The following is a 20,190-nucleotide window of genomic DNA, read 5'->3' as shown; positions in this document are numbered from 1 at the left end:
AGCTTGGCAATCTGACAGCAGGGAAGGAGGACACCCGATTGAAGCTTTCCGACTATGTCATTGATTTTATTGGCAAGCAGGGAGTGGGCCATATTTTCGAGATGATCGGAGGGGCAATCACCCATCTGCTTGATTCAACCTATGACCGGGAGGATATTGATTGCGTCTCGGTGCATCATGAGCAATCCGCTGCTTTCGCTGCAGAGGGCTATGCCCGGGTGAACGGGAAGCTCGGGGTCGCGATGGCAACGAGCGGACCGGGGGCTCTTAATCTGCTTACGGGAATCGGAAGCTGCTATTTTGATTCAGTCCCGGCCTTGTTCATTACCGGACAAGTGAATACGTATGAATACAAGGGCAGCCGCCCGGTCAGGCAAATCGGGTTTCAGGAGACGGACATTGTCAGCATCGTCCGCCCGATCGTTAAATATGCCGAAATGGTAACTGATCCCATGCGGATTCGTTATGAACTGGAGAAGGCCGTATTTTTGGCGGGACACGGCAGACCGGGACCGGTACTGCTTGACCTCCCGATGAATGTTCAGCGGGCAGCGATTGATCCGGAGAAACTGGAGAGTTTCTTCGGCAGCAATGAGCACCGGAAGCTGCAAACTGCACTCAAGCCGGTCAGCAGCCGTGATATTGAACATACGCTGAAGCTGCTGGAGCAGGCCAGCCGCCCGGTCATACTTGTCGGAGGAGGTGTCCGGTGCGCGAATGCAACAGATGAGCTTCGCGAATTGGTGGAACGCACCGGAATACCGGTGGTGCATTCTTTGCTGGGACTGGACGTTCTTCCCGGAACACATTCAGCCAGCGCAGGGCTCATTGGCTCCTACGGCAACCGCTACAGCAATTTAACGGTAGCCAACAGTGATTTTCTGCTCATTCTCGGCTCGCGTCTGGATACACGCCAGACCGGGACGATGCCGGATACGTTCGCGCGTGCCGCCGTGAAGGTGCATGTGGATATTGATGCTGTGGAATTGAACGAGAAGGTACGGGTTGATCTGGCTGTTCATGCAGATGTGAAGAGCTTCCTGACGCGGATGCTTAAAGCGCTGCATGGCAGGCCGCAGAAGGATTATTCTGCGTGGCATGGTGTCATTGGCAGTTACCGGGCCAAATATCCGAGCGGAACGCCTGCCTTGCCGGCTGGAGCCATTGAACCGAACCGGTTCATGGAGCTGCTGTCAGACCGCAGTCAAGATGGCGACCTGATCGTACTTGACGTTGGTCAGCATCAGATGTGGGCCAGCCAGTCGTTCCGCTTGCGGGAAGGGCAGCGCCTCCTGAATGCAGGCGGCATGGGAGCGATGGGATTTGCGCTGCCGGCAGCAATCGGCGCAGCGAAGGCGGCTCCGGGAAGACGCGTTATTGTCATTGCCGGGGACGGCGGCATTCAGGTGAACATCCAGGAGCTGAATACAGCGGTCAGACACAGACTGCCGATCAAGATCTTTGTTATGAACAACAACAACCTGGGCATGGTCCGGCAATTTCAGGATATGTATTTTGACGGACGACGCCAGTCTACGATGAACAGCTATAGCTGCCCTGATCTCGTCGCCATTGCGGGCGCCTACGGGTTGGAATCTTTTGCCATTGATGATTTCAGCCGGGCGCCCAGGCAAATTGAACACGCTTTGCATACGGAGGGTGTCGTGCTGGTCGAGGTGAAGCTTGCGGTAAATACAACCGTAACGCCCAAGCTTGCCGTCAATCATCCGGTGGAGGATATGTCGCCTGAGCTTGAAGCGGGAGAGCTGGAATCGGTCATGATTATTGAGGCTTGGAATAAGTCAGACAGGAGGGACGTATGATTACGATCAGCTTGTGCATGATTGTCCGCAATGAGGAAAAAAGCCTGGCCAAATGCTTGTCATGCGTAGCAGGCATTGCCGATGAAATCATTATTACGGATACAGGCTCGACGGACAAGACGAAGGAGATCGCCCAGAGCTTTGGCGCCAAAATTTATAATTTTAAATGGATTGATGATTTTGCCGCCGCACGCAATTACTCTTTCAGCAAGGCGACCAAGGAATATATTTTATGGCTGGATGCGGATGACACGATCGAAGAGAAGGACCAGCAGCTGCTGCGCGAGCTGAAAACGACGCTCCCTCCGGAGTACAACAGCGTAAGCATGCCTTACAATCTGGCCTTTGACGGGGAAGGCAATGTAATCTCCACGCTGCGGCGCAACCGTCTGGTCAGACGCGACCGCCAGTTCCAGTGGGTTGGTCCGGTACATGAATACTTGGCGGTATTCGGACCCATCTTCCCGAGTGAAGCCAGTATTACGCACAAGAAGGATAAGGAGCATACGGACCGGAATTTACGTATTTACCGCAACCGGGCAGAGCAAGGGGAGGAATTCTCGCCGCGGGATTTGTATTATTACGCCAATGAACTGAGGGATCACGGCATCAATGCTGAAGCTGTTGATTACTATGGGCGTTTTCTGGCTACAGGCCAAGGGTGGGTAGAGGATAACTTTCAGGCTTGCCTGAAGGGAGCGGAATGCTGGGCCAAGCAGGGCAACAAGGAAGAGGAGTTCCAGTGGCTGTGCAAGACTCTGCTGTACGACAAGCCGAGATCGGAATTCTGCTGCCGGCTGGGGGCTTACCTGTTCGAGCGCGGCGATTACAATCAAGCGGTCTACTGGTATGATCTCGCTGTGCGTCTGCCGGAAATTAAAGACAATATGGGCATGACCAATAAGGCAGCATCAACATGGCTGCCCCATCTGCAGCTCTGCCTGTGCTATGACCGGCTCGGTCAGCATCAGAAGGCCAACTACCATAATGAGCTGGCGCTCACCTTCTATCCTTCACACCCGAGCATGCTGTACAACCGGGATTACTTCAAGAAGAAGCTGGGTAACAAGTATGTGGAAATCAAGGCGGCGGGCAAAGCCAAAAACGGAGGGTAAGCATGAGTCCAGAAATAAACTTTGAATATCCGCTCCAGCCCGCGTCCCGGTTCGGCTGGAGCAAGCCGGTACATCCCCGCCTGTCTGAAATTATTAATGAAGGCAGGGAGCGGTACGGGGAACTGCTCCGGCATTTTCTTACTTATACAGAGAAACTGACGGCCATTGACCTGTATGCGAGTGATCCGCCCTGGCGTCCAGTATGGCTGAACTCCTGGTTTCCCGGACTCGATGCCGCGGCGCTGTACGGCATTATCGGCCGGTATCGTCCACAACGCTTCATCGAGGTCGGTTCGGGAAACTCGACCAAATTCGCCAGACAGGCGATCACCGACCTGCAATTAAATACACAGATTACCTCCATTGACCCTGCCCCAAGAGCTGAAATCGACATGCTGTGCGATGTACTGATCCGGAGCAGTGCGGAGAGCGTAGATATAAGCCTGTTCGAGACGCTGGAGGCGGACGATATCCTGTTCGTTGACAGCAGCCATCGTGCGTTCATGAATTCGGATGTTACGGTTATTATGCTGGAGGTACTGCCCTATTTGAAGCCGGGCGTACTGGTTCAATTCCATGATATCTATTTGCCGCATGACTATCCCGAAGCCTGGACGAAGCGGTATTATAACGAGCAGTATTTGCTGGCATCCTTTCTGCTTGGCGGACAGGGCGGCTTCGAGATTGTATTTCCGAGCGCATTTGTCGAGCATGATGCGGACTTGAGCGCCATCTTAAATCCATTATGGACTGCTGAACGAAGCATGAAGGTTGTCCCCCGCAACGGCGCTTCATTCTGGCTCCGGAAACGATGAGGTGAACGATGAAAACGAGTATTGTCATTTTGACACATAACCAGCTCGCCATGACAATTGGCTGCCTGGAGAGCATCCGCCGGCATACACCTGAGGAGCACGAAATTATTATTATTGATAACGGGTCAACAGACGGGACACAGGGATATGCGCGGCTGCAGCCGGATGTTATTTTGCATGAGAATGAGGAGAATCTTGGCTTTGCCAAAGGCTGCAACCAGGGCATTGAGCTGGCCACCGGCGACAATGTGCTGTTTCTGAACAATGATACGATTATGACGAAGGATTGGCTGAAAAATATGCTGCAGGCCCTTTACAGCTCTGAGCATATCGGCATGGTCGGCCCGGTGACGAACTATTCCAGCGGACATCAGCGCATCCCGGTCAGCTATTCGGATCTGGCCGGGCTCGATGCCTTCTCACAGTCTCATGTTGAGGCACATGCAGGCAGCAAGCTGTCGGTACGCCGGCTCGTTGGTTTCTGTCTGCTTGCCAAACGCAGCGTCCTGGATGAGATTGGTGGTTTCGACGAACGGTTTGGCCTGGGCAACTATGAGGATGATGATCTGTGCCTGCGGGCGATTCGTCAAGGCTATGGCCTGTATGTAGCGCTGGACTCGTTCATCCACCATTACGGGCATGCTACGATGAATCAGCTGCGGAGCGACAGTCTGCACACATTGCTGCAGGAGAACAGCAAGAAGGCGACAGAGAAGTGGGGCAACAACATTCATGAACTCATCTACCGGCCGGAGGTCGGAGTGAGCCTGTGTGTCGTATCGCAGGAGGATGCGCAGCTGCTGCGCCTGACATTGGCGACATTAGTCGATGCAGTTGAGGAGATTATCGTTATTGTTCCAGATGAAGACGGAGAGGCTGCTGAGGTGGCCGGACAGTATACAGACCGCGTTTTTGCTTTCGCCGGGGAGAATGACAGCGAGGCAGCGTACCAGTTTGCCTTTGATCTGGCGACGAAGGATTTCGTGTTATGGCTGGAGCCGGGTGATGAACTGGAGAAAAGCGAGCGGAGGAAGTTCGCAGGCCTTAAAATCTCCGTCGAGGAAGAGGCAGATGTAGTTGTACTTCCGGGCGGAGAACATGGCCAGCGTTTCATGGTGCGCAAGTCGAGCGGCTTTGTGTCCCCCCATGAACTGGAGGAGAGTGCTGCGTCCGGAGGGTTAAGAGTGAACGCCAGCGTGAGAATCGGGAAACGTGCTTGACGACACCGAACATGGGCGCTTTCTATCTGGTGGAGACTGCTGCTTGCAGCAGCTTCGCCAGACAGAGCGCCTTTATTTCGTTCATGGGACATGATCAAGCATAAATAATAAGGGAATGAAGGCGTGTTTGCACCCGCATGGTCCAGCTTGCAGTTACAGCTGCTTCCATTTTCTGTCCATCGTCCGGGGAACATAGTTCTCCAGCATCGTCAGCAGTTCTTCGGGATCATCCGATACATTGAACAGGCTCATATTCGAGTTATTGGCAAAACCGGCGTCTATGCTCGCCTTGACCATGGCAAGCAGAGGATTAAAGTAGCCTTGGATGTTCAACAATCCAATTGGCTTGTTGTGAATGCCTATTTGCCCCCAGCAAAGCACCTCGAACAGTTCCTCATAGGTTCCGAAGCCGCCGGGCAGTGCGATAAAGGCATCAGCAAGCTCCATCATTTTGCCTTTTCGTTCATGCATGCCTTCCACTTCAATGAGCTGTGTCAGGTTGTGGTGAACGATTTCTCCTTCGAAAAGCCCCCGCGGCATGACGCCGATGACCTCGCCTTTCTTCTCCATGACCGTATTGGCGACCTCACCCATCAAGCCTACGGTTGATCCGCCGTATACGAGGCGGCAGCCTCTCTCTGCGATCAAGGATGCCAGCTTGCGGCTGGTAATGGCGTACTCCGGCAGATTCCCCAAATTGGAACCCGAATAGATACAGATTGATTTCATCTCTAATCCTCTCCTTGTCTCGTCTATATACCGCCCAGTTCCCGCAGCCGGGCAGCCAACTGGTGCTCACAGAATTCTCCTGCCGGTATGGTTTCGCTGGCATAGGGTGCAAGCAGCGGATGTTCTCCAATCATAATCGAGTGTGCAGACGCCTGGAACATGGTGATGTCGTTGGCATCATTGCCGGCAGCGATGAATTCGCCTTCCTTCAGGCCGAGCTTTTGCAGGGTGCTCCACTTATGAATGCCTTCAGGGCTGATATCCAGAACCTGTTCATTATGGTGCCGGTGAAGCACTACAGGGTACAAGCTTATCGCATCCGCAAGGCTATCCATGTCGTCTGCATTAAGAATCAATATCTTGATGATGGAGGACAAATCCTCAACAGGCAGCTGCTGTGCCATCCTGCCGCCGTCAACCTGTCCGAGAATGGGATGATCGCTTGGCCCGGTGTAAGCATAATCCCATTCGCTGTCAATAAGATATTCGGCCCGGTACTGTCCAATGATTCCGAGCAATTCCCGTTTAACGGGGTCAGGGAAGCTTGCAGCATGAACAATCTGCCCGGCCATGGCAGCCAGAGAGCCATTGCCGCCAACCATCGGATAGTGATGGAACCTCTCGTGCAATACCGGAAGGATATCTCTGACCGGACGGGCGGAAGCGAAAATAACCTCGTGTCCGCTGCTGCGCAAATCTTCCAGGCAGGAAAGGATTGTCTCGGATACCGGCTGGCCTTTGAAACAGATGGTTCCGTCCAAATCAAAAACAAATTGCATGTCAAATCTCCTTGTGGTGGTCTGTATCAATCATCCTCTGGTCATGCGTGGCATGATTTGGCCTGGTGGTCGATCAAACCCGCATATTGATATTTTATCAAAAAATAGAGGTAATGAAAGAGGTGAGATAACTGGTAATCCCGGTTTTGCCACTGGCGTCTTTGCCATTGCAAGGCCGGGATCTGCTTGTTAGGACTATTCAGAGCGGGGAAGCAGGCCGTGCCAGAGGAGATCGACAACCTCCGCCGCGGCCTCGCGGGTGGTTGTGCGCTGCTCCATCACCGGCTGGCGGTTGCGGACTGTAAGCGCTGAAGTGAAGACATGTGCCAGCAGTACAGGATCACAGGCGGCAATTTGTCCGTTACGGATTGCTTCCTGGAACGCCTCCCCAAGCAGGCTGTGAATAGCTGCCTCTCCGTCCCGGATTTTGCGGATCTGCTCCACGCTAAGACCGGCAGAGGCCTCGCGCATCATCGTCTCAAAGTCCACATGCGCATTGCGCATATGCCCTTCAGCAACGGCAATCAGCCGTTCGCGCAGCGGCAGATCCGATCGGATCAGCTTCCCGGTCTGCGCACAGGCAATATGCAACACGAACAGCAGCGCCTCTGTGAACAGCTCTGATTTATTATTAAAATAATAGTAGACACTCGCTTTGGTTACTCCGCACGCCTGCGCAACGGTCTCCAAAGATACTTTCTCGAAGCCCTGTTCCATAAACAGGCGCGAAGCCGTGTGCAGGATTTGCTGCATCGTCTGGACATTCCCGGAGCTTTTGGGCCGTCCAGGCTTTCTCTTGGGTTGATGTTCTTTCATCGGCTTCACCTTTCCATTGAAATAAAATTGCAACAAATTTCATGGTTGATTAATTAACCTTTGGGTATATATAATTAAATTTATTAACAGGTTTATTGTAAACCAAAACGTTATGGAAGTGAAATGGAGGACTGTGATTATGCCCGAGAAATGGAGCGGTCTTGTGATTGGACCGAAATCACGCTGGGTGACGCTGATCATTTGGATTGTGCTGGCTGTAATATTGACGGTGCTGCTGCCGCCTGTCAAAGAAATGGAGCGGAACAATGCTCCCAATCTGGAGGCGGATAGCCCTTCGGTTGTAGCGGACCGACTGATCAAGGAACAATTTCCAGGTTCGTCAGGGGTGCCGGCTCTTGTCGTATGGCACCGGGAAGGCGGCTTGACCACTGAGGATTTCGCCTTGATCCGGAAGCTGTCCGCCTCAATTGCTGATAAGCCGCTGGAGGCACAGGGTACTGCTGTCCCGCTGCATCAGATGCCACAGCCTGCACTGCAGAAGATGGCATCTGAGGACGGTTCGACCTTTGTACAGCCGGTCTTGTTCCAGGAAAATACCGCAACCGAAATTTTAAAGGAGAGTCTCACGGATTTCCAGGAGCGGACCAAAGCCGAGGCTGGCAACGATCCGTTCGCAGCGGATATCAAGGATGGAACGGCACTCAGTGCAAGAATCAGTGGTCCGGCCGGCATCTCAATTGATGCGACAGGGCTGTTTCGCGGAGCGGATGTCTCGCTCCTGATTGCCACGGTGCTGCTGGTGCTGATTCTCCTCCTGCTTATTTACCGGTCGCCGATTCTTGCTGTTATTCCGCTGGTCGGGGTAGGTTTTGCCTACCTGGTTACCAGCCCGTTGCTCGGGTGGATGGCTGGCGAAGGCTGGATTACTGTTGACGGGCAAGCCATTTCGATTATGACGGTGCTGCTGTTCGGGGCTGGGACGGATTACTGTCTGTTCTTTATCTCCCATTTCCGGCAGGAGCTGCGGCGGGAGCCTGATAAACGGGTTGCGCTCCGCAGAGCATTCAAGGACGCATCCGGTGCGATTGCGATGAGCGGATTTACCGTTGTATTGTCCCTGTTTGCCCTGTTGGCTGCGAAGTACGGTGCCTACCATCGCTTTGCCGTACCGTTCAGCCTGTCCATTTTTATTATGGGAATTGCCAGTCTGACACTGGTACCTGCGCTGCTTGCCATTATTGGCCGTGCATCGTTCTTTCCATTCATTCCGCGTACGGAGGCGATGGAGCAGGAGCACGCTTTGAAGAAAGGAAAAGCTTATAAGCCTCGCAAGCCGCAAAGAGGGCTGGGGACAGCTACCGGCCGTATCGTTGTATCCCGTCCATGGACGGTTGTTATCGTCTGTATCGTGCTGCTTGGCGGGCTTGCGGGCTTTACGCCGCAAATCAAATTTACGTATGATCTGCTGTCCTCTTTTCCGAAGGAAATGCCATCGCGGGAAGGCTTTACACTTATCAGTGAAGCCTATGCGCCGGGTGATCTTGCGCCTGTGACTGTTGTTGTACAGACAGAAGGCAAGCTGGTTGATGCCGGCAAGCTGCTTGCCGGCCAGACCTTGATTGATCATGTGCCGGAGCCAGTGGCCAGCGGCTCGGACCCGGATTTGCAGGCCTATAAGCTAAGCCTGAATATTAATCCGTACTCCCAGGAGGCAATGAACTATATTCCGCAGCTGAGAGGCATTATGGAGGAAGGGCTGGCAACCGTCGGCATTCCGGATGCCGCACAAAAGGTATGGATTGGCGGGCAGACTGCGGCCCAATATGATACCGAGCAGTTGACCATACGGGATATGAGCGTCGTGATGCCGCTCGTTATTGTGCTCATTATGCTTCTGCTGCTGGCGTATCTCCGTTCGGTTACAGCGATGCTTTATCTGATTGGAACGGTAGTGCTGTCCTATGGTTCAGCGCTTGGACTCGGATGGATTATTCTTCATTATGTGATGGGTGCAGACGCCATTCAGGGAGCGATTCCGCTGTATGCCTTTGCCTTCCTCGTAGCGCTTGGGGAGGATTATAATATTTTCATGATTTCAAGCATCTGGAACAAACGCAAAACAATGCCGCTTGGCCAGGCCATACGCGAAGGTGTAGCGGAGACAGGGGGCGTCATAACCTCAGCCGGACTGATTCTTGCGGCGACTTTTGCTGTATTGGCGACACTCCCGATTCAGGTTTTGGTGCAATTTGGGTTAATTACTGCAATCGGCGTGCTGCTGGATACCTTTGTTGTGCGTCCGTTTCTTGTTCCGGCGATCACGGCCTTGCTGGGGAAAGCGGCATTCTGGCCGGGCAGTGCAGATCTTGTCCAGGATCGCTCCGCACAATCCTGACAGTTACAGGCAGAGGCGGGAGAAATCGTCCGCTGCCTGCAGCAAAGCAGATTTCCCTTGGGGAATCTGCTTTTTTTACACTTCGTAATCGTATATAATGGGGAAATCAGACAGAAATTTGTCGAACTGTCCGCTTTATGTGTCTGCAAGACACACCGTCAGTTCACACGTCAGGCTATTGTTACGTGGAGGCGAAACTATGAAATCCAAATATTTGGCGGGAATGTCGCTGGTTGCGATGGCCGCAGGCTTTGCCATTACATTGGCTCTGCCGGGCAGTACTGTGGTTTTTCTGCTCAAGGGCGGATTCGAAGCGGGACTGGTAGGCGCAATTGCCGACTGGTTCGCAGTGACCGCGCTGTTCCGGCATCCGTTTGGCATTCCGATTCCCCATACTTCCCTGATTCTCAGGAACAAGGAGAAAATTGTAAATTCGCTGATTTCAGCGATGGAGAACGAGCTGTTGAACAAGCAAAGTATTGAGGCAAAGCTGCGGAAAATGAATTTGCTTCGCCTGCTCGCCGCTTATGTAACGCAAATGATGGCGAAGAAAGCCACGCGGGCAGCGGTCGCCAACGGCCTCATTAAAGCTGCCGCGGAGCTGCCGCTGGACAAGGCAGTGCCGATGCTGCAATCCGGCGTCGCCGCCTATGTCCGCCGCATGAATGCCCAGGATGCAATTGAACAGATGATTGGCGCAATGGTGATGGGCCGCCATGACCAGAAGGTGCTGGATTATGTGCTTCAGGAGGCGCGGAGCTGGGTCAACCAGCGGGACACCAGAAATATGCTGGGCAAGCTGGCCGCCGAGAAATTGTCTGAAGTCAAGATGGGCGGACTGATGGGATTTGCAGTGCAAGCTTTCGGAGGCATGATGAACGAAGAGAAGATGGGCGGCATGCTGCAAAATATGCTCCTGTCCGGCATCGATGATGTCATGAAGGAGGAAAATGCTGTCCGTGAGAAAATATTGTATGAAATCCGGATCCGGTTGTTCGAATTTTCTGCTGATGAGGAACGCCTGAAGGGGCTTCAACATCAGCTTGCTGAACGGATTGAGGACGAGGCGGTTACGCAATTTTTGCTCGGACAACTGGAGGGGCTTCGCGCACAGCTCGTGCAAAAGCTTGAGGAAGACCGTGACCGCGGCGGAAGAATGATCTTTCATTTATACCGCTCACTCATTCGGACCCTGGGCAAGTCACCGGAAATGATAGACCGGCTGGAATCCCGTCTGCTTGAGAGCCTTATTGAGGTGGTAGAGAAGAATCACCACCGGATCGGCAAGCTGGTGAAAGAAAATGTGGATCAAATGGATAATGCAGCTCTTGTCAGCATGCTGGAGGACAAAGTAGGCCAGGATTTGCAGTGGATCAGAGTCAACGGCGCCATCTGTGGCTTTGTCGTTGGCATTGTGCTTTCCCTGATTCAACTGTAGGCAGGAATACCCTTTTAATAGCAGCCAGGTTCAAAAATGGTTCAGATTGAAAAGGTATAATGGAGCTTGGCACGGGAACCAACTTGGTATTGAAAGGGCGAAAGTCATGGATCATACAGAGCATTTGCATGGTACCTATAATACGCTGTTAATTTTTATATCTTACATCATTGCGGTTGCGGCTTCGTACTCCGCGCTGGATTTGGCGGGCCGGGTCCGAATGGCAGAAGGAAGGGCCAGACAATTGTGGCTCATCTGTGGTGCGATATCGATGGGGCTGGGCATCTGGTCAATGCATTTTGTCGGCATGCTGGCCTTCTCTCTGCCGATTCAGGTGTCCTATGACACATCGCTCGTACTGATCTCGGTACTGCTGGCAGCGGTTGGTTCCTACATCGCATTGCATATCGTCGGCCGCGGCAATCTGGGACCCAGACAACTGCTGACAGGCGGCGTTTTGATGGCGGCGGCGATATCAGGCATGCACTATACCGGCATGGCGGCCATGATGATTGGCATTACATACAACTGGATGCTGGTGGGTGCGTCTATTCTTGTGGCGCTTACTGCTTCTATAGCAGCACTGTATTTGATCTTCAAGGTAGGACAAAATGAATCCTCATATGCTGTCTGGTATAAGCTGGGCAGCGGGCTGTTAATGGGAGCAGCGATTGCCGGCATGCACTATATCGGCATGGAGGCGGCTGGCTTCTATGAAAATGAACTGTCAAGCATGAGGAGTGAAATGCGGATTGAGCAGGGCGTGCTCGCCTATCTGATTGCTGCAGGCACGCTCGTCATGCTCGGACTGACCTTGTTCGGCACCTTCATTAACCGCAGGATGTCGCAGAAGGACTGGGCGATTCAAGAAAATGAAGTCTGGTACCGTTCGCTCTATGAAAACAATACGGACGGCATTATCGCGGTAGATCTGGACGGGAATATTATTAATTTCAATCCGGCGGTAACACAAATTACCGGGTTGAAGTTCGCGGACTATCAGTTCCGGTCCGTATCCTGCCTGGAGTTTCCGGCTGTTGTCGAAGGACAGGAAGAAGAGCAGCCGACCTTGCGGCATAGCGCCACATTCCAGCGGTCGGACGGAGAGGTGCTGGAGCTAAAAGTTATTCATGTCCCGATCGTGATCGACATGAAGCCCGCAGGCCACTACATCATTATGAAAGATGTAACTGAGGAGAAGCGCTCCCAGGAGAGAATTGAACATCTGGCCTATCATGATGAATTGACAGGGCTGCCTAACCGGCGCAAGTTCAATCAGATGCTCGGGCATATGATTGAGCAGAGCAAGGAGGACGGCCAAGGTTTTGCAATCATGGTGCTGGACCTTGACCGCTTTAAGCTGATTAATGACTCGCTCGGCCATACCTACGGGGACATTTTCCTTCAGGAGATGAGCAGCAGAATGAGTGCGAGCATTGCCGGCAAGGCGGTAACTCTCTCCAGGCTCGGTGGCGATGAATTCACGCTTCTCTGTCCGGGCTGCACGGACGAGCAGGAGGCTGCCGGATTGGCGGAGGCTATTATCAGAGCCATATCTGTACCGTACCGGCTCAAGGATAATGATTTCTATGTGACGGCAAGCATCGGAATTGCGGTTTATCCGGAACATGGGGATGATGGCGTCAAACTGCTGAAGCATGCGGATGCCGCGATGTACGAGGTGAAGAAGCAAGGGAAGAACGGCTATCAGTTTTTCTCCCGGCAGCTCAATGAGGAGATGGCTGAAAAGCTTGAGCTGGAAGGGGATTTGAGAAAGGCAATTGAAAGAAATGAACTGAGCCTCTACTATCAGCCGCAATTCCGTACAGAGGATAGCAGCATCATCGGCGTGGAGGCGCTAATTCGCTGGAATCATCCGGAGAAAGGCATCGTCTCGCCAAGCCTGTTGATTCACATTGCGGAGGAAACGGGCATTATCTATGATATCGGCAATTGGGTGCTTCGTACGGCGTGCACCCAGATGGTTGAATGGCACAAGGAGGGCGGCCCGCTCATTCCGGTGTCGGTCAATCTTTCCTCCCAACAGTTCCATCAGGCTAATCTGGTAGAGAATATTCAGCAGATTCTGAGGGAGACAGGACTTGAGCCGCGATATCTGGAGCTGGAGATCACGGAAAGCATGATGATGGATGCGGATTTGTCGACAGGGGTCCTCAATGAGCTGAATGAGCTCGGCATTCGAATCAGCCTGGATGACTTCGGGACAGGTTACAGCTCCCTCAGCTACTTGAAGCTGTTCCCGATTCATAAGCTGAAGATTGACCGCTCTTTTATTACGGATATTACGAATAATGATAACGACAAGGCGCTTGTGGCTACGATCATTGCAATGGCGCAAAATTTGAAGATGGATGTCATCGCGGAAGGAATCGAGACGAAGGATCAGCTTGATATTTTGACGGCGAATGATTGCCATGAGATTCAAGGCTATTATTTCAGCAAGCCGCTCCCGGCTAATGAAGTGGAAAAAGTGTTTTTTGCGCCGCTAAGGCACGTTTTCCAAGAGGCGTAAACGTTACCAGGCCCGCAGGGGTGAATCGGAAGTGATAGTCCGGTTTGCTGCTCCGGGCTTTTTTCAATGCTTGGGACACTATACGTGGAGAATTCGATTGGATCAATCCATCCCTAAGGTTAACGCAAGCAAGATCCGGCTATGCTGATAAAGAGCGAATTCGACAAGGATATGAATAGCCGGTCAACACTTCATACACCAGGGAGGATATGATGAAACGAAGAAACTTTGTTGTCGTGTTGCTCACAGTTGCCCTGCTTGCGGGAGCCTGCGGCAAAACGGATTCTAAAGAGAAAGATGTGGCGGCTGTCCATACTTTGCACACGTCTAATGAAGATGGCAAGCATGGCGGACAAGCAGAGGTTACGGATCATTCACATCATTTGGATAACGGAAACGGCCACAGCAGCCATCAAGCAGAGCATCACCAAAGCAGTGAAATCAGAGCTGATTTTACATTTGAGGATGCCAGGGTCAAAGATCGGGATCAGTCCCGCACTGCTTCTATGCTGACGGTCAAGCTTTTCGGTCCGGACGGCCAACCGCTTGAGGGGCTGGAATTGAATCATGAGAAGAAAATGCATCTGATCGTAGTGAGCAAGGATTTGTCCTATTTCAGCCATGTTCATCCGGTTGACAAAGGAGAGGGTGTCTTTGAACAAGAGCTGGAGCTCCCTGCAGGCGGATCGTATAAACTGATTGCGGATTTTGTGACGGCTGGCGGGCAAGCTGTAAAAAGTGAATGGATTACGGTTGCCGGATACGGTGCGCATCCAATTAAGCTGACTCCAGAGATGAGCAGGAAGAGAGACAAGGAGATAGACGGAAGAACAGTGGCGCTTGCGACAGGGGAGCTTGAAGCGGGCAAAGAAGCCCTTTTAAGCTTTCACTTTACGGATACGGCTTCAGGCAGGCCGATTACGGATATGCAGCCCTATCTGGGTGCAGCAGGGCATGTTGTCATTTTAAGCGAGGATGGAGAGAAGTATCTCCATGTGCATCCGCTGGAAGAACACAGCGCCGGACCGGTCGCCGAATTCAAAACGGTATTTCCGAAGAGCGGCTTATATAAACTGTGGGGCCAATTCAGGCATAAGGGCGAATTGCTCACCGTACCGTTCGTTATGAACATCCCCTGAACAACATCCCCATTTGCATGACGCGGCAGAGGATGCATATAATAGATTCATATACGGGCTTCTCCTGTGAGGGGAAGCCTTTCCATTGCAACCAGCAAGTGAAAGGGGATACAGTGTGAAGAAGCTCGGTATGGCGGTTGTCTATGTGCTGCTGGTCATCGCCGTAATTGTATATAAGGACGAACTGATCAGCTGGGCTGGAAGCAGTGATTCACAATCGTGGTGGCCGCTGCTTTGGTTCATTGCTGTGCTGCTGACACTTGTACCGTTCATCCCGTTCGGTGCGGTTGCCTCGCTGCTAGGCGTCAAGTTCGGTTTTGGTGCAGGATTGCTGCTCAGTTTCTCGGCCTCTGTGGCCGGATCCGTGCTCATGTTTGTCTTTTTTCGAATGCTATTCGGACATGCAGTCAGGCCGTATTTATCACGATACCGTTATATCGGCTACTTTACAGATCTGTTTGAGCGGCATCCGTTTATCAGCTTGCTTCTGGTCAGATTGATTCCGGTGATTCCGGCCCAGGCGGTCAATCTGTACTGCTCAGCATCCCTTATTTCATTGCTGCCGTACACACTTGCAACGGCAATCGGGAAAATTCCGATGATTGCTGTGTTTGTATTTGCAGGCGACCAGTTGCTGGACAATCCGGGCAATGCCCTGCTCATTTTTATGATTTATGCGGTGCTGCTGCTCGTCCTTGCCGGCGGATTCCGGTATTATAGGCGGGCAGGGAAGTTATAGCCGGTGCAATATCAGTGCAAAAAGATTGCAATTAAAGCATGAGAGGGTTCCAGAGTTTCAATATTCCAAAGCCTGGGCGGCTGCTATAGAAATAATAGATGAGGGTTATTTAAATTCATTGCTCTTTCTGCTGCTTTTCAATACCGAAAAAATGATAAAAAGAATTAGATTCAAAAGCATGAGTGCGATGCCGGTAGTGTCTCTCAAAAGTCCCATTACTAAAATAAATGATGCGAACAGCGGCGCAAGGATATGTATAGTATTATTAGAAGGAGCTGGTTTCATTAAACGAAAGATTACATACAGAACAAGGATTGAATAAACCATGTAAATCAGTGATTGAGGCATTGAGTTTTCCCCATTTCTTATAACTGAATTTAAGCGCCCTCAGCACTATCTTACATGCTTATTTTTAAGTTATATAGTAAAATGATGTTAATTTGGAACAAAATGTTCAGGATATCGATATACTAAAGGAGGATGGAGAAATATGCAAATCAGATTGTATACCGGACAAGATCTCGACAGAATGCTCCAGATTTGGCTGGAGGGTTCTAAGCAAGCCCATGATTTCATTGAAGGTTCTTATTGGGAGTCCAATCTGCAGGCTATGAAAGAGGAATATATTCCAATGTCACAATCTTATGTGCTTGAGGCGGAGGGCTCCGTACAGGGATTTGTATCCATGGTGGATGATTACCTGGCCGCTTTGTTCGTGGCTCCTGACCAGCAGGGAAGGGGTTATGGAAAGCTTCTTCTGGATTATGTGAAGGAGCGTCAGGAGAAAATCAATCTGAAGGTGTATCAGGATAACGGGAGCGCTGTCCGATTCTATGAGAAGAACGGTTTTATCGTCACAGCCGAGCTGGCAGATGAACAGACATCTGCAAAGGAATTTGCAATGTCATGGGAAGCCAGACGGTAGAGGGGGAGCTAAATAGTAGCGAATTAAGCGGCGATTACTTTCCCTTATAAGCCGAATCGGTTACACTAAGTTGGACAGAAAAATAAGGACTTGTAGAATAAACTTATATGTTAAGGTGCGGCCCCTACATTGCCAAAACATCAACGACGTACCTTCACAACAGAATTCAAAAACAAATAGTTCAACTTTATGAAAACGAAAAATCCTGAACAGTCATTGTGGAGGAATATGACCTCATAGCCTCCGCTTTCGACCGTTGGATTAAGCAACTTAAGACCACTGACTTTTTTAAGGAAAAGGTCAATCGTTCATACTAAGAAACTGAACTGAATGCCATAATGAAAGAGGTTAGCGTATGCGGGTGGAGAACGATATTTTATAATAAGCGACGCTGATAATGAGATAAAAGTAACTATCATCCGGAACAATCATGATAAATCTCGAATTTATTTTTGTGTGATGTCCTCAAATTGCAAGAAGTACAATCTATATGAAGTGAAAGAATAACCAAAAGAAGAGAAACTCACGAAAGCGATTATGGAGAATTTCCACAAGAATCGAAAAGCCTAGGGCACGCGAAAGTCAAAGTCAATCTCCAGGAACAAGGCCTCATCGTTTTCAAACGTCGTATTGGCTGGATCATGAAAAAGCAGGACATGGTTTTCGCGTATACTGTATTCCAGTGTAGAACCATAAACCGAATTGTAACGAAGCACCAACAACGAATGTGCTGGATCGTGAGTTTGAGCAAACCGAAGCTAAACACCTCGTCATCAGTAATCCAAAATAAGTGGCATTACATTTGCGTGCTCATCGCCCTGTTCAGTCGAGAGATTATTGGTCACTGTGCAGGTCCAATAAAATGCTGTTCTGATTTCACACGCCATTGCTACGGTATAGGCGATTTGTGTCAAACTCAGTGGTACTCAGTGGTTTCTTCAAACCGCGGCAGGGAGTTCTAGAATCCATAGGGGGATAAGTTTCTGAAGACCTTTGAAATCGGCCGATCTCTAAGTATAAAAAGGTGTCCCTATGACAATGCCGTGGTCGAAGCAACTTACAAAGTAATGAAAAGCGAGTTCATTCACCAGATAAGCTTCCAAACTTTCATCATCTGGAATTGGAGCTATACGATTATGGCAAATTGCTCAACAAACATTGACTTCATGGAATGTTGGGTTATCTGTATCCTGTTCATTAACGTCAAAAAAGCCCTTAAAAAAGCTATCTGATTTACTGTTGACAACAATCCACAAAGGTTTCTTCACGCTAAAATTTCCTCACCTAATCAATAATTTGTGTTTCACTCATGATTCTGAACTTCTTATTCATGGGGTAATTCCATTATTCCTCCAGTCCAAGTCTAACTACCTCCTGCTTTGTTCCTTTGTCATAACAATTTAATGTTTATCCCTTTTTGACCATAAAAATTTCCAACGGTCAACAGTGTTGAGCCATCATAACACGAGCTCTTTTTTACTGCCTACCATTTAATACAGATGCTTTTTACTGTGCAAAGTGAAGAGATAATGTGAAAAAAGAAATAACTTAGAGGTCTTTTTATCGGAGCGACGCTTCTAAATTAAAAATCATTGCAAGACTCCTTATGTCGGTAAATCTTCTAAAAATAGTTCTATGGAAACATTGAGTTTTTAAATAGAGTTTGCTAAAATTAAAATGTAAAAAAAGGGTTTATTACATAAATGATGAAAAATAGTATATTAGAGTATTTAAAGTTTTCCTGATTCTAAAATGGATATTTAAACCAAGTAATGCGTTAAGATTTTAGAATGTATAGAAACTATTATACTTATACTATTAATCAAGATTTTGTAATAAGTCTAGAAAATTTGAAAGGATGATTTAATGATGAAAAAAAAGATCTTAGGGGGAGTTTTTCTAACATCAGTATTAACTGTGGCTATGTCTGTAACTGTTTCAGCTGCCTATACTGGATATTATTCTTTTGAAATTGATACAAGGGTAATAGGGACTAATAAACACAGTTTATCTAACTCCGCAGTAAGTACCACAGTAACTGGGCAAAGTTATATTTTGGGCAGTAATGGCTATCAGGTTTCTTCAAGTAAAGATGAGTTCAGTGTTAGAATAGAAAAAAATTGGAATACTTACTATACGGTTGGTAATATCAAGGCGGATGGCAGTAGTTATACAAAAAATTTTGGTGTAATAAGCGCTGGGGATTACCATGTAGAAGTTACAAAAACTACAGGTAACTCTTTGAAAATTATAGGAGACGGTTCTCTTAAACAATCATAAAAACTGTGAAATTTGTATGCTGATTAAATTAAGAGAATAACGATAATTATTAACTGAAACGTTTTAAAGCTTATTGATGTTTGCTTCCACAATGAACTTAGTCGTGGAAAGTCATCTCGAAATTCACCTGCTATTAGTAGGTGAATTTTAAGATGACTTTAAATTTTCATGGATTATAAAAAAGTGCTATTCATGCTATATAGAACGCAAAAAATAAGCGAACAAAGTCGCACTATCCACAAACTGGGTATTCATTAGTAACAAGAACCCAGTGGTGATGAAAATGAGTACCGAAAAAATCGATAAACTCAATGCATCTATGAGAGAAACATCAAATAAACGGCTTTACGAGAGGTACCTGGCTGTCCGCCTTCGTTTTGAAGGTCACTCGTTTGAGGAGATTGGCCAGTTGCTCCATCGCACGCGCCAAATGATCAGCCTGTATTGGCAAGCGTATCAAAAAGGTGGTCTTGAAGGACTGGAATTGGATCATTCTCCTGGACAACCGCCGAAGCTCACGGATGAGCAACGCAATCAACTGGGCGCCATGCTAGAGCAGAAGACCCCAGCCGATGTTGATTTTGAAGCGCGTCACACCTGGACGCTTCCACTGGTAGCTGAGTGGATCAAGATGACGTTTGATGTCACCATGAGCGTACGCGGCATCAGCGCGATGCTGGGACGCATGAACTTCAGCTTTACCAAAGCGACTTATTCGCTCGTCAAAGCCGATGCGGATGTCCAAGCGCTTTTCCGCAAGCAAACTTTCGCGCAGCTCAAGAAACAAGTGGAAGCCGAAGAAATCAATCATCTGCTGTTTGAAGATGAATCCATGATTCGCTCCTATCAAGCGCTGCAATACAATTGGTTCCCGCGTGGCAGGCAACGTAAAGTGCCGACTTACGGCAAGCATGAAGGAGCCAATTTGTTTGGAGTGATTAACTACGAAACCGGGCAGGTGCATCACCGGGAGGAAGAGAAGGCCGATGTCGCGGCTTTTGTTCGCTTTCTTGAAGATCTGCTCTGTGCGTACCCATCGGGAAAAATGGCCTTGATCCTGGACAACAGCCGTATTCATCATGCTAAAGCGTTACAGTCGTTTCTCAAAAACATCCTCGTTTACAGTTGCTCTTTCTACCGCCTTACAGCCCGAACCTTAATCCGGTGGAAGGCTTGAGGCTATGGCTCAAAGCGGACGTAGTCAATAAAGTATTCTTTGAAAAATTCTATAAGATCAAGCTTCATGTAAGCCAATTTATGAATCGGATCAATCAGCATCCGATGGAAACCATTGATCGTTTGCTTCTTCGGTTATGATCTTAATTGCGGTCTATATACTTAAAAAATTGATAAGTAGCTTAAAAAGTTTCGTTTGCATAATTTAAGGCTTGAGTTTTAAATTGAACTCCTAAAGTAATGAGGAAATTAATGATACTCTTGATTTGCTTCAAAGCATGGTAAATTAAGGATTTTGATTGTCCGC

14 protein-coding genes and 1 pseudogene are annotated in these 20,190 nt (G+C 49.4%); 12 read left to right on the top strand and 3 right to left on the bottom strand.

Going from position 1 to position 20,190, the window contains the following annotated elements:
• Positions 1–38 precede the first annotated feature (38 nt).
• Genes H583_RS0125055 through H583_RS34215 form a run of 4 tightly spaced genes read left to right on the top strand, consistent with a single transcriptional unit; the run spans position 39 to position 4,973 of the window.
• Entirely contained in the window at positions 39–1,823 is a 1,785-nt protein-coding gene (locus H583_RS0125055; protein WP_028562885.1) for a thiamine pyrophosphate-binding protein, read from the top strand.
• Positions 1,820–2,938, top strand: coding sequence for a tetratricopeptide repeat-containing glycosyltransferase family 2 protein (locus tag H583_RS0125050; protein ID WP_028562884.1), 1,119 nt, complete (start codon positions 1,820–1,822; stop codon positions 2,936–2,938). The genes H583_RS0125055 and H583_RS0125050 overlap by 4 nt, the downstream gene beginning before the upstream one ends.
• Positions 2,939–2,940: 2 nt before the next feature.
• Complete coding sequence (locus H583_RS0125045) at positions 2,941–3,753, top strand: class I SAM-dependent methyltransferase (protein ID WP_028562883.1); 813 nt, start codon at positions 2,941–2,943, stop codon at positions 3,751–3,753.
• An 8-nt stretch (positions 3,754–3,761) separates the two neighbouring features.
• Positions 3,762–4,973: a glycosyltransferase family 2 protein gene (locus H583_RS34215; RefSeq protein ID WP_051236974.1), complete on the top strand. Its 1,212-nt coding sequence runs from the start codon at positions 3,762–3,764 to the stop codon at positions 4,971–4,973.
• Positions 4,974–5,126: 153 nt separating this feature from the next.
• Here H583_RS34215 and H583_RS0125035 read toward each other — a convergent pair whose 3' ends face one another.
• The 3 genes from H583_RS0125035 to H583_RS0125025 all read right to left on the bottom strand — a co-directional run bounded on the left by H583_RS0125035 (position 5,127) and on the right by H583_RS0125025 (position 7,297).
• Entirely contained in the window at positions 5,127–5,702 is a 576-nt protein-coding gene (locus tag H583_RS0125035; protein WP_028562882.1) for an LOG family protein, read from the bottom strand.
• 23 nt (positions 5,703–5,725) lie between these two features.
• A complete protein-coding gene (locus tag H583_RS0125030; protein WP_028562881.1) occupies positions 5,726–6,481 on the bottom strand; it encodes an HAD-IIB family hydrolase in 756 nt (251 codons plus the stop codon).
• Between the two features lie 195 nt (positions 6,482–6,676).
• On the bottom strand, positions 6,677–7,297 hold the full coding sequence (locus H583_RS0125025; protein WP_028562880.1) for a TetR/AcrR family transcriptional regulator: 621 nt from the start codon (positions 7,295–7,297) through the stop codon (positions 6,677–6,679).
• A gap of 139 nt (positions 7,298–7,436) precedes the next feature.
• Here H583_RS0125025 and H583_RS0125020 point away from each other — a divergent pair, with 139 nt between their 5' ends.
• The 8 genes and pseudogenes from H583_RS0125020 to H583_RS36310 all read left to right on the top strand — a co-directional run bounded on the left by H583_RS0125020 (position 7,437) and on the right by H583_RS36310 (position 20,024).
• Positions 7,437–9,653 carry an MMPL family transporter gene (locus H583_RS0125020; RefSeq protein WP_028562879.1) on the top strand — a complete coding sequence of 739 codons (2,217 nt, stop codon included), beginning with the start codon at positions 7,437–7,439 and terminating at the stop codon, positions 9,651–9,653.
• A 199-nt stretch (positions 9,654–9,852) separates the two neighbouring features.
• Positions 9,853–11,091: a DUF445 domain-containing protein gene (locus H583_RS0125015; RefSeq protein WP_028562878.1), complete on the top strand. Its 1,239-nt coding sequence runs from the start codon at positions 9,853–9,855 to the stop codon at positions 11,089–11,091.
• 106 nt (positions 11,092–11,197) lie between these two features.
• Positions 11,198–13,624, top strand: a complete 2,427-nt coding sequence (locus H583_RS0125010) for a bifunctional diguanylate cyclase/phosphodiesterase (protein ID WP_028562877.1) — start codon at positions 11,198–11,200, stop codon at positions 13,622–13,624.
• A 212-nt stretch (positions 13,625–13,836) separates the two neighbouring features.
• Entirely contained in the window at positions 13,837–14,763 is a 927-nt protein-coding gene (locus tag H583_RS0125005) for a hypothetical protein (RefSeq protein ID WP_028562876.1), read from the top strand.
• 115 nt (positions 14,764–14,878) lie between these two features.
• Positions 14,879–15,502, top strand: coding sequence for a TVP38/TMEM64 family protein (locus H583_RS0125000; RefSeq protein ID WP_028562875.1), 624 nt, complete (start codon positions 14,879–14,881; stop codon positions 15,500–15,502).
• Positions 15,503–15,992: 490 nt separating this feature from the next.
• Positions 15,993–16,427 (top strand): N-acetyltransferase, encoded by a 435-nt coding sequence (locus tag H583_RS0124990; RefSeq protein ID WP_028562873.1) that lies wholly within the window; start codon positions 15,993–15,995, stop codon positions 16,425–16,427.
• 1,866 nt (positions 16,428–18,293) lie between these two features.
• Positions 18,294–18,707 carry a hypothetical protein gene (locus H583_RS0124985; protein ID WP_154665986.1) on the top strand — a complete coding sequence of 138 codons (414 nt, stop codon included), beginning with the start codon at positions 18,294–18,296 and terminating at the stop codon, positions 18,705–18,707.
• Between the two features lie 277 nt (positions 18,708–18,984).
• A pseudogene (locus tag H583_RS36310) lies at positions 18,985–20,024 on the top strand (IS630 family transposase).
• Positions 20,025–20,190: the final 166 nt, after the last annotated feature.

Origin of the sequence: Paenibacillus pinihumi DSM 23905 = JCM 16419 (genome assembly GCF_000422505.1) — a bacterium.
GTDB lineage: Bacteria > Bacillota > Bacilli > Paenibacillales > Paenibacillaceae > Paenibacillus_D > Paenibacillus_D pinihumi.
This window is presented reverse-complemented; position numbering and strand designations above follow the sequence as displayed.

Coding starts and splice junctions, on each gene's coding strand:
- H583_RS34215 (WP_051236974.1), top strand. CDS start 3,762: ATGAAAACGAGTATTGTCATTTTGACACATAACCAGCTCGCCATGACA.
- H583_RS0125045 (WP_028562883.1), top strand. CDS start 2,941: ATGAGTCCAGAAATAAACTTTGAATATCCGCTCCAGCCCGCGTCCCGG.
- H583_RS0125005 (WP_028562876.1), top strand. CDS start 13,837: ATGAAACGAAGAAACTTTGTTGTCGTGTTGCTCACAGTTGCCCTGCTT.
- H583_RS0125025 (WP_028562880.1), bottom strand. CDS start 7,297: ATGAAAGAACATCAACCCAAGAGAAAGCCTGGACGGCCCAAAAGCTCC.
- H583_RS0124985 (WP_154665986.1), top strand. CDS start 18,294: ATGATGAAAAAAAAGATCTTAGGGGGAGTTTTTCTAACATCAGTATTA.
- H583_RS0125020 (WP_028562879.1), top strand. CDS start 7,437: ATGCCCGAGAAATGGAGCGGTCTTGTGATTGGACCGAAATCACGCTGG.
- H583_RS0125035 (WP_028562882.1), bottom strand. CDS start 5,702: ATGAAATCAATCTGTATCTATTCGGGTTCCAATTTGGGGAATCTGCCG.
- H583_RS0125010 (WP_028562877.1), top strand. CDS start 11,198: ATGGATCATACAGAGCATTTGCATGGTACCTATAATACGCTGTTAATT.
- H583_RS0125015 (WP_028562878.1), top strand. CDS start 9,853: ATGAAATCCAAATATTTGGCGGGAATGTCGCTGGTTGCGATGGCCGCA.
- H583_RS0125050 (WP_028562884.1), top strand. CDS start 1,820: ATGATTACGATCAGCTTGTGCATGATTGTCCGCAATGAGGAAAAAAGC.
- H583_RS0124990 (WP_028562873.1), top strand. CDS start 15,993: ATGCAAATCAGATTGTATACCGGACAAGATCTCGACAGAATGCTCCAG.
- H583_RS0125030 (WP_028562881.1), bottom strand. CDS start 6,481: ATGCAATTTGTTTTTGATTTGGACGGAACCATCTGTTTCAAAGGCCAG.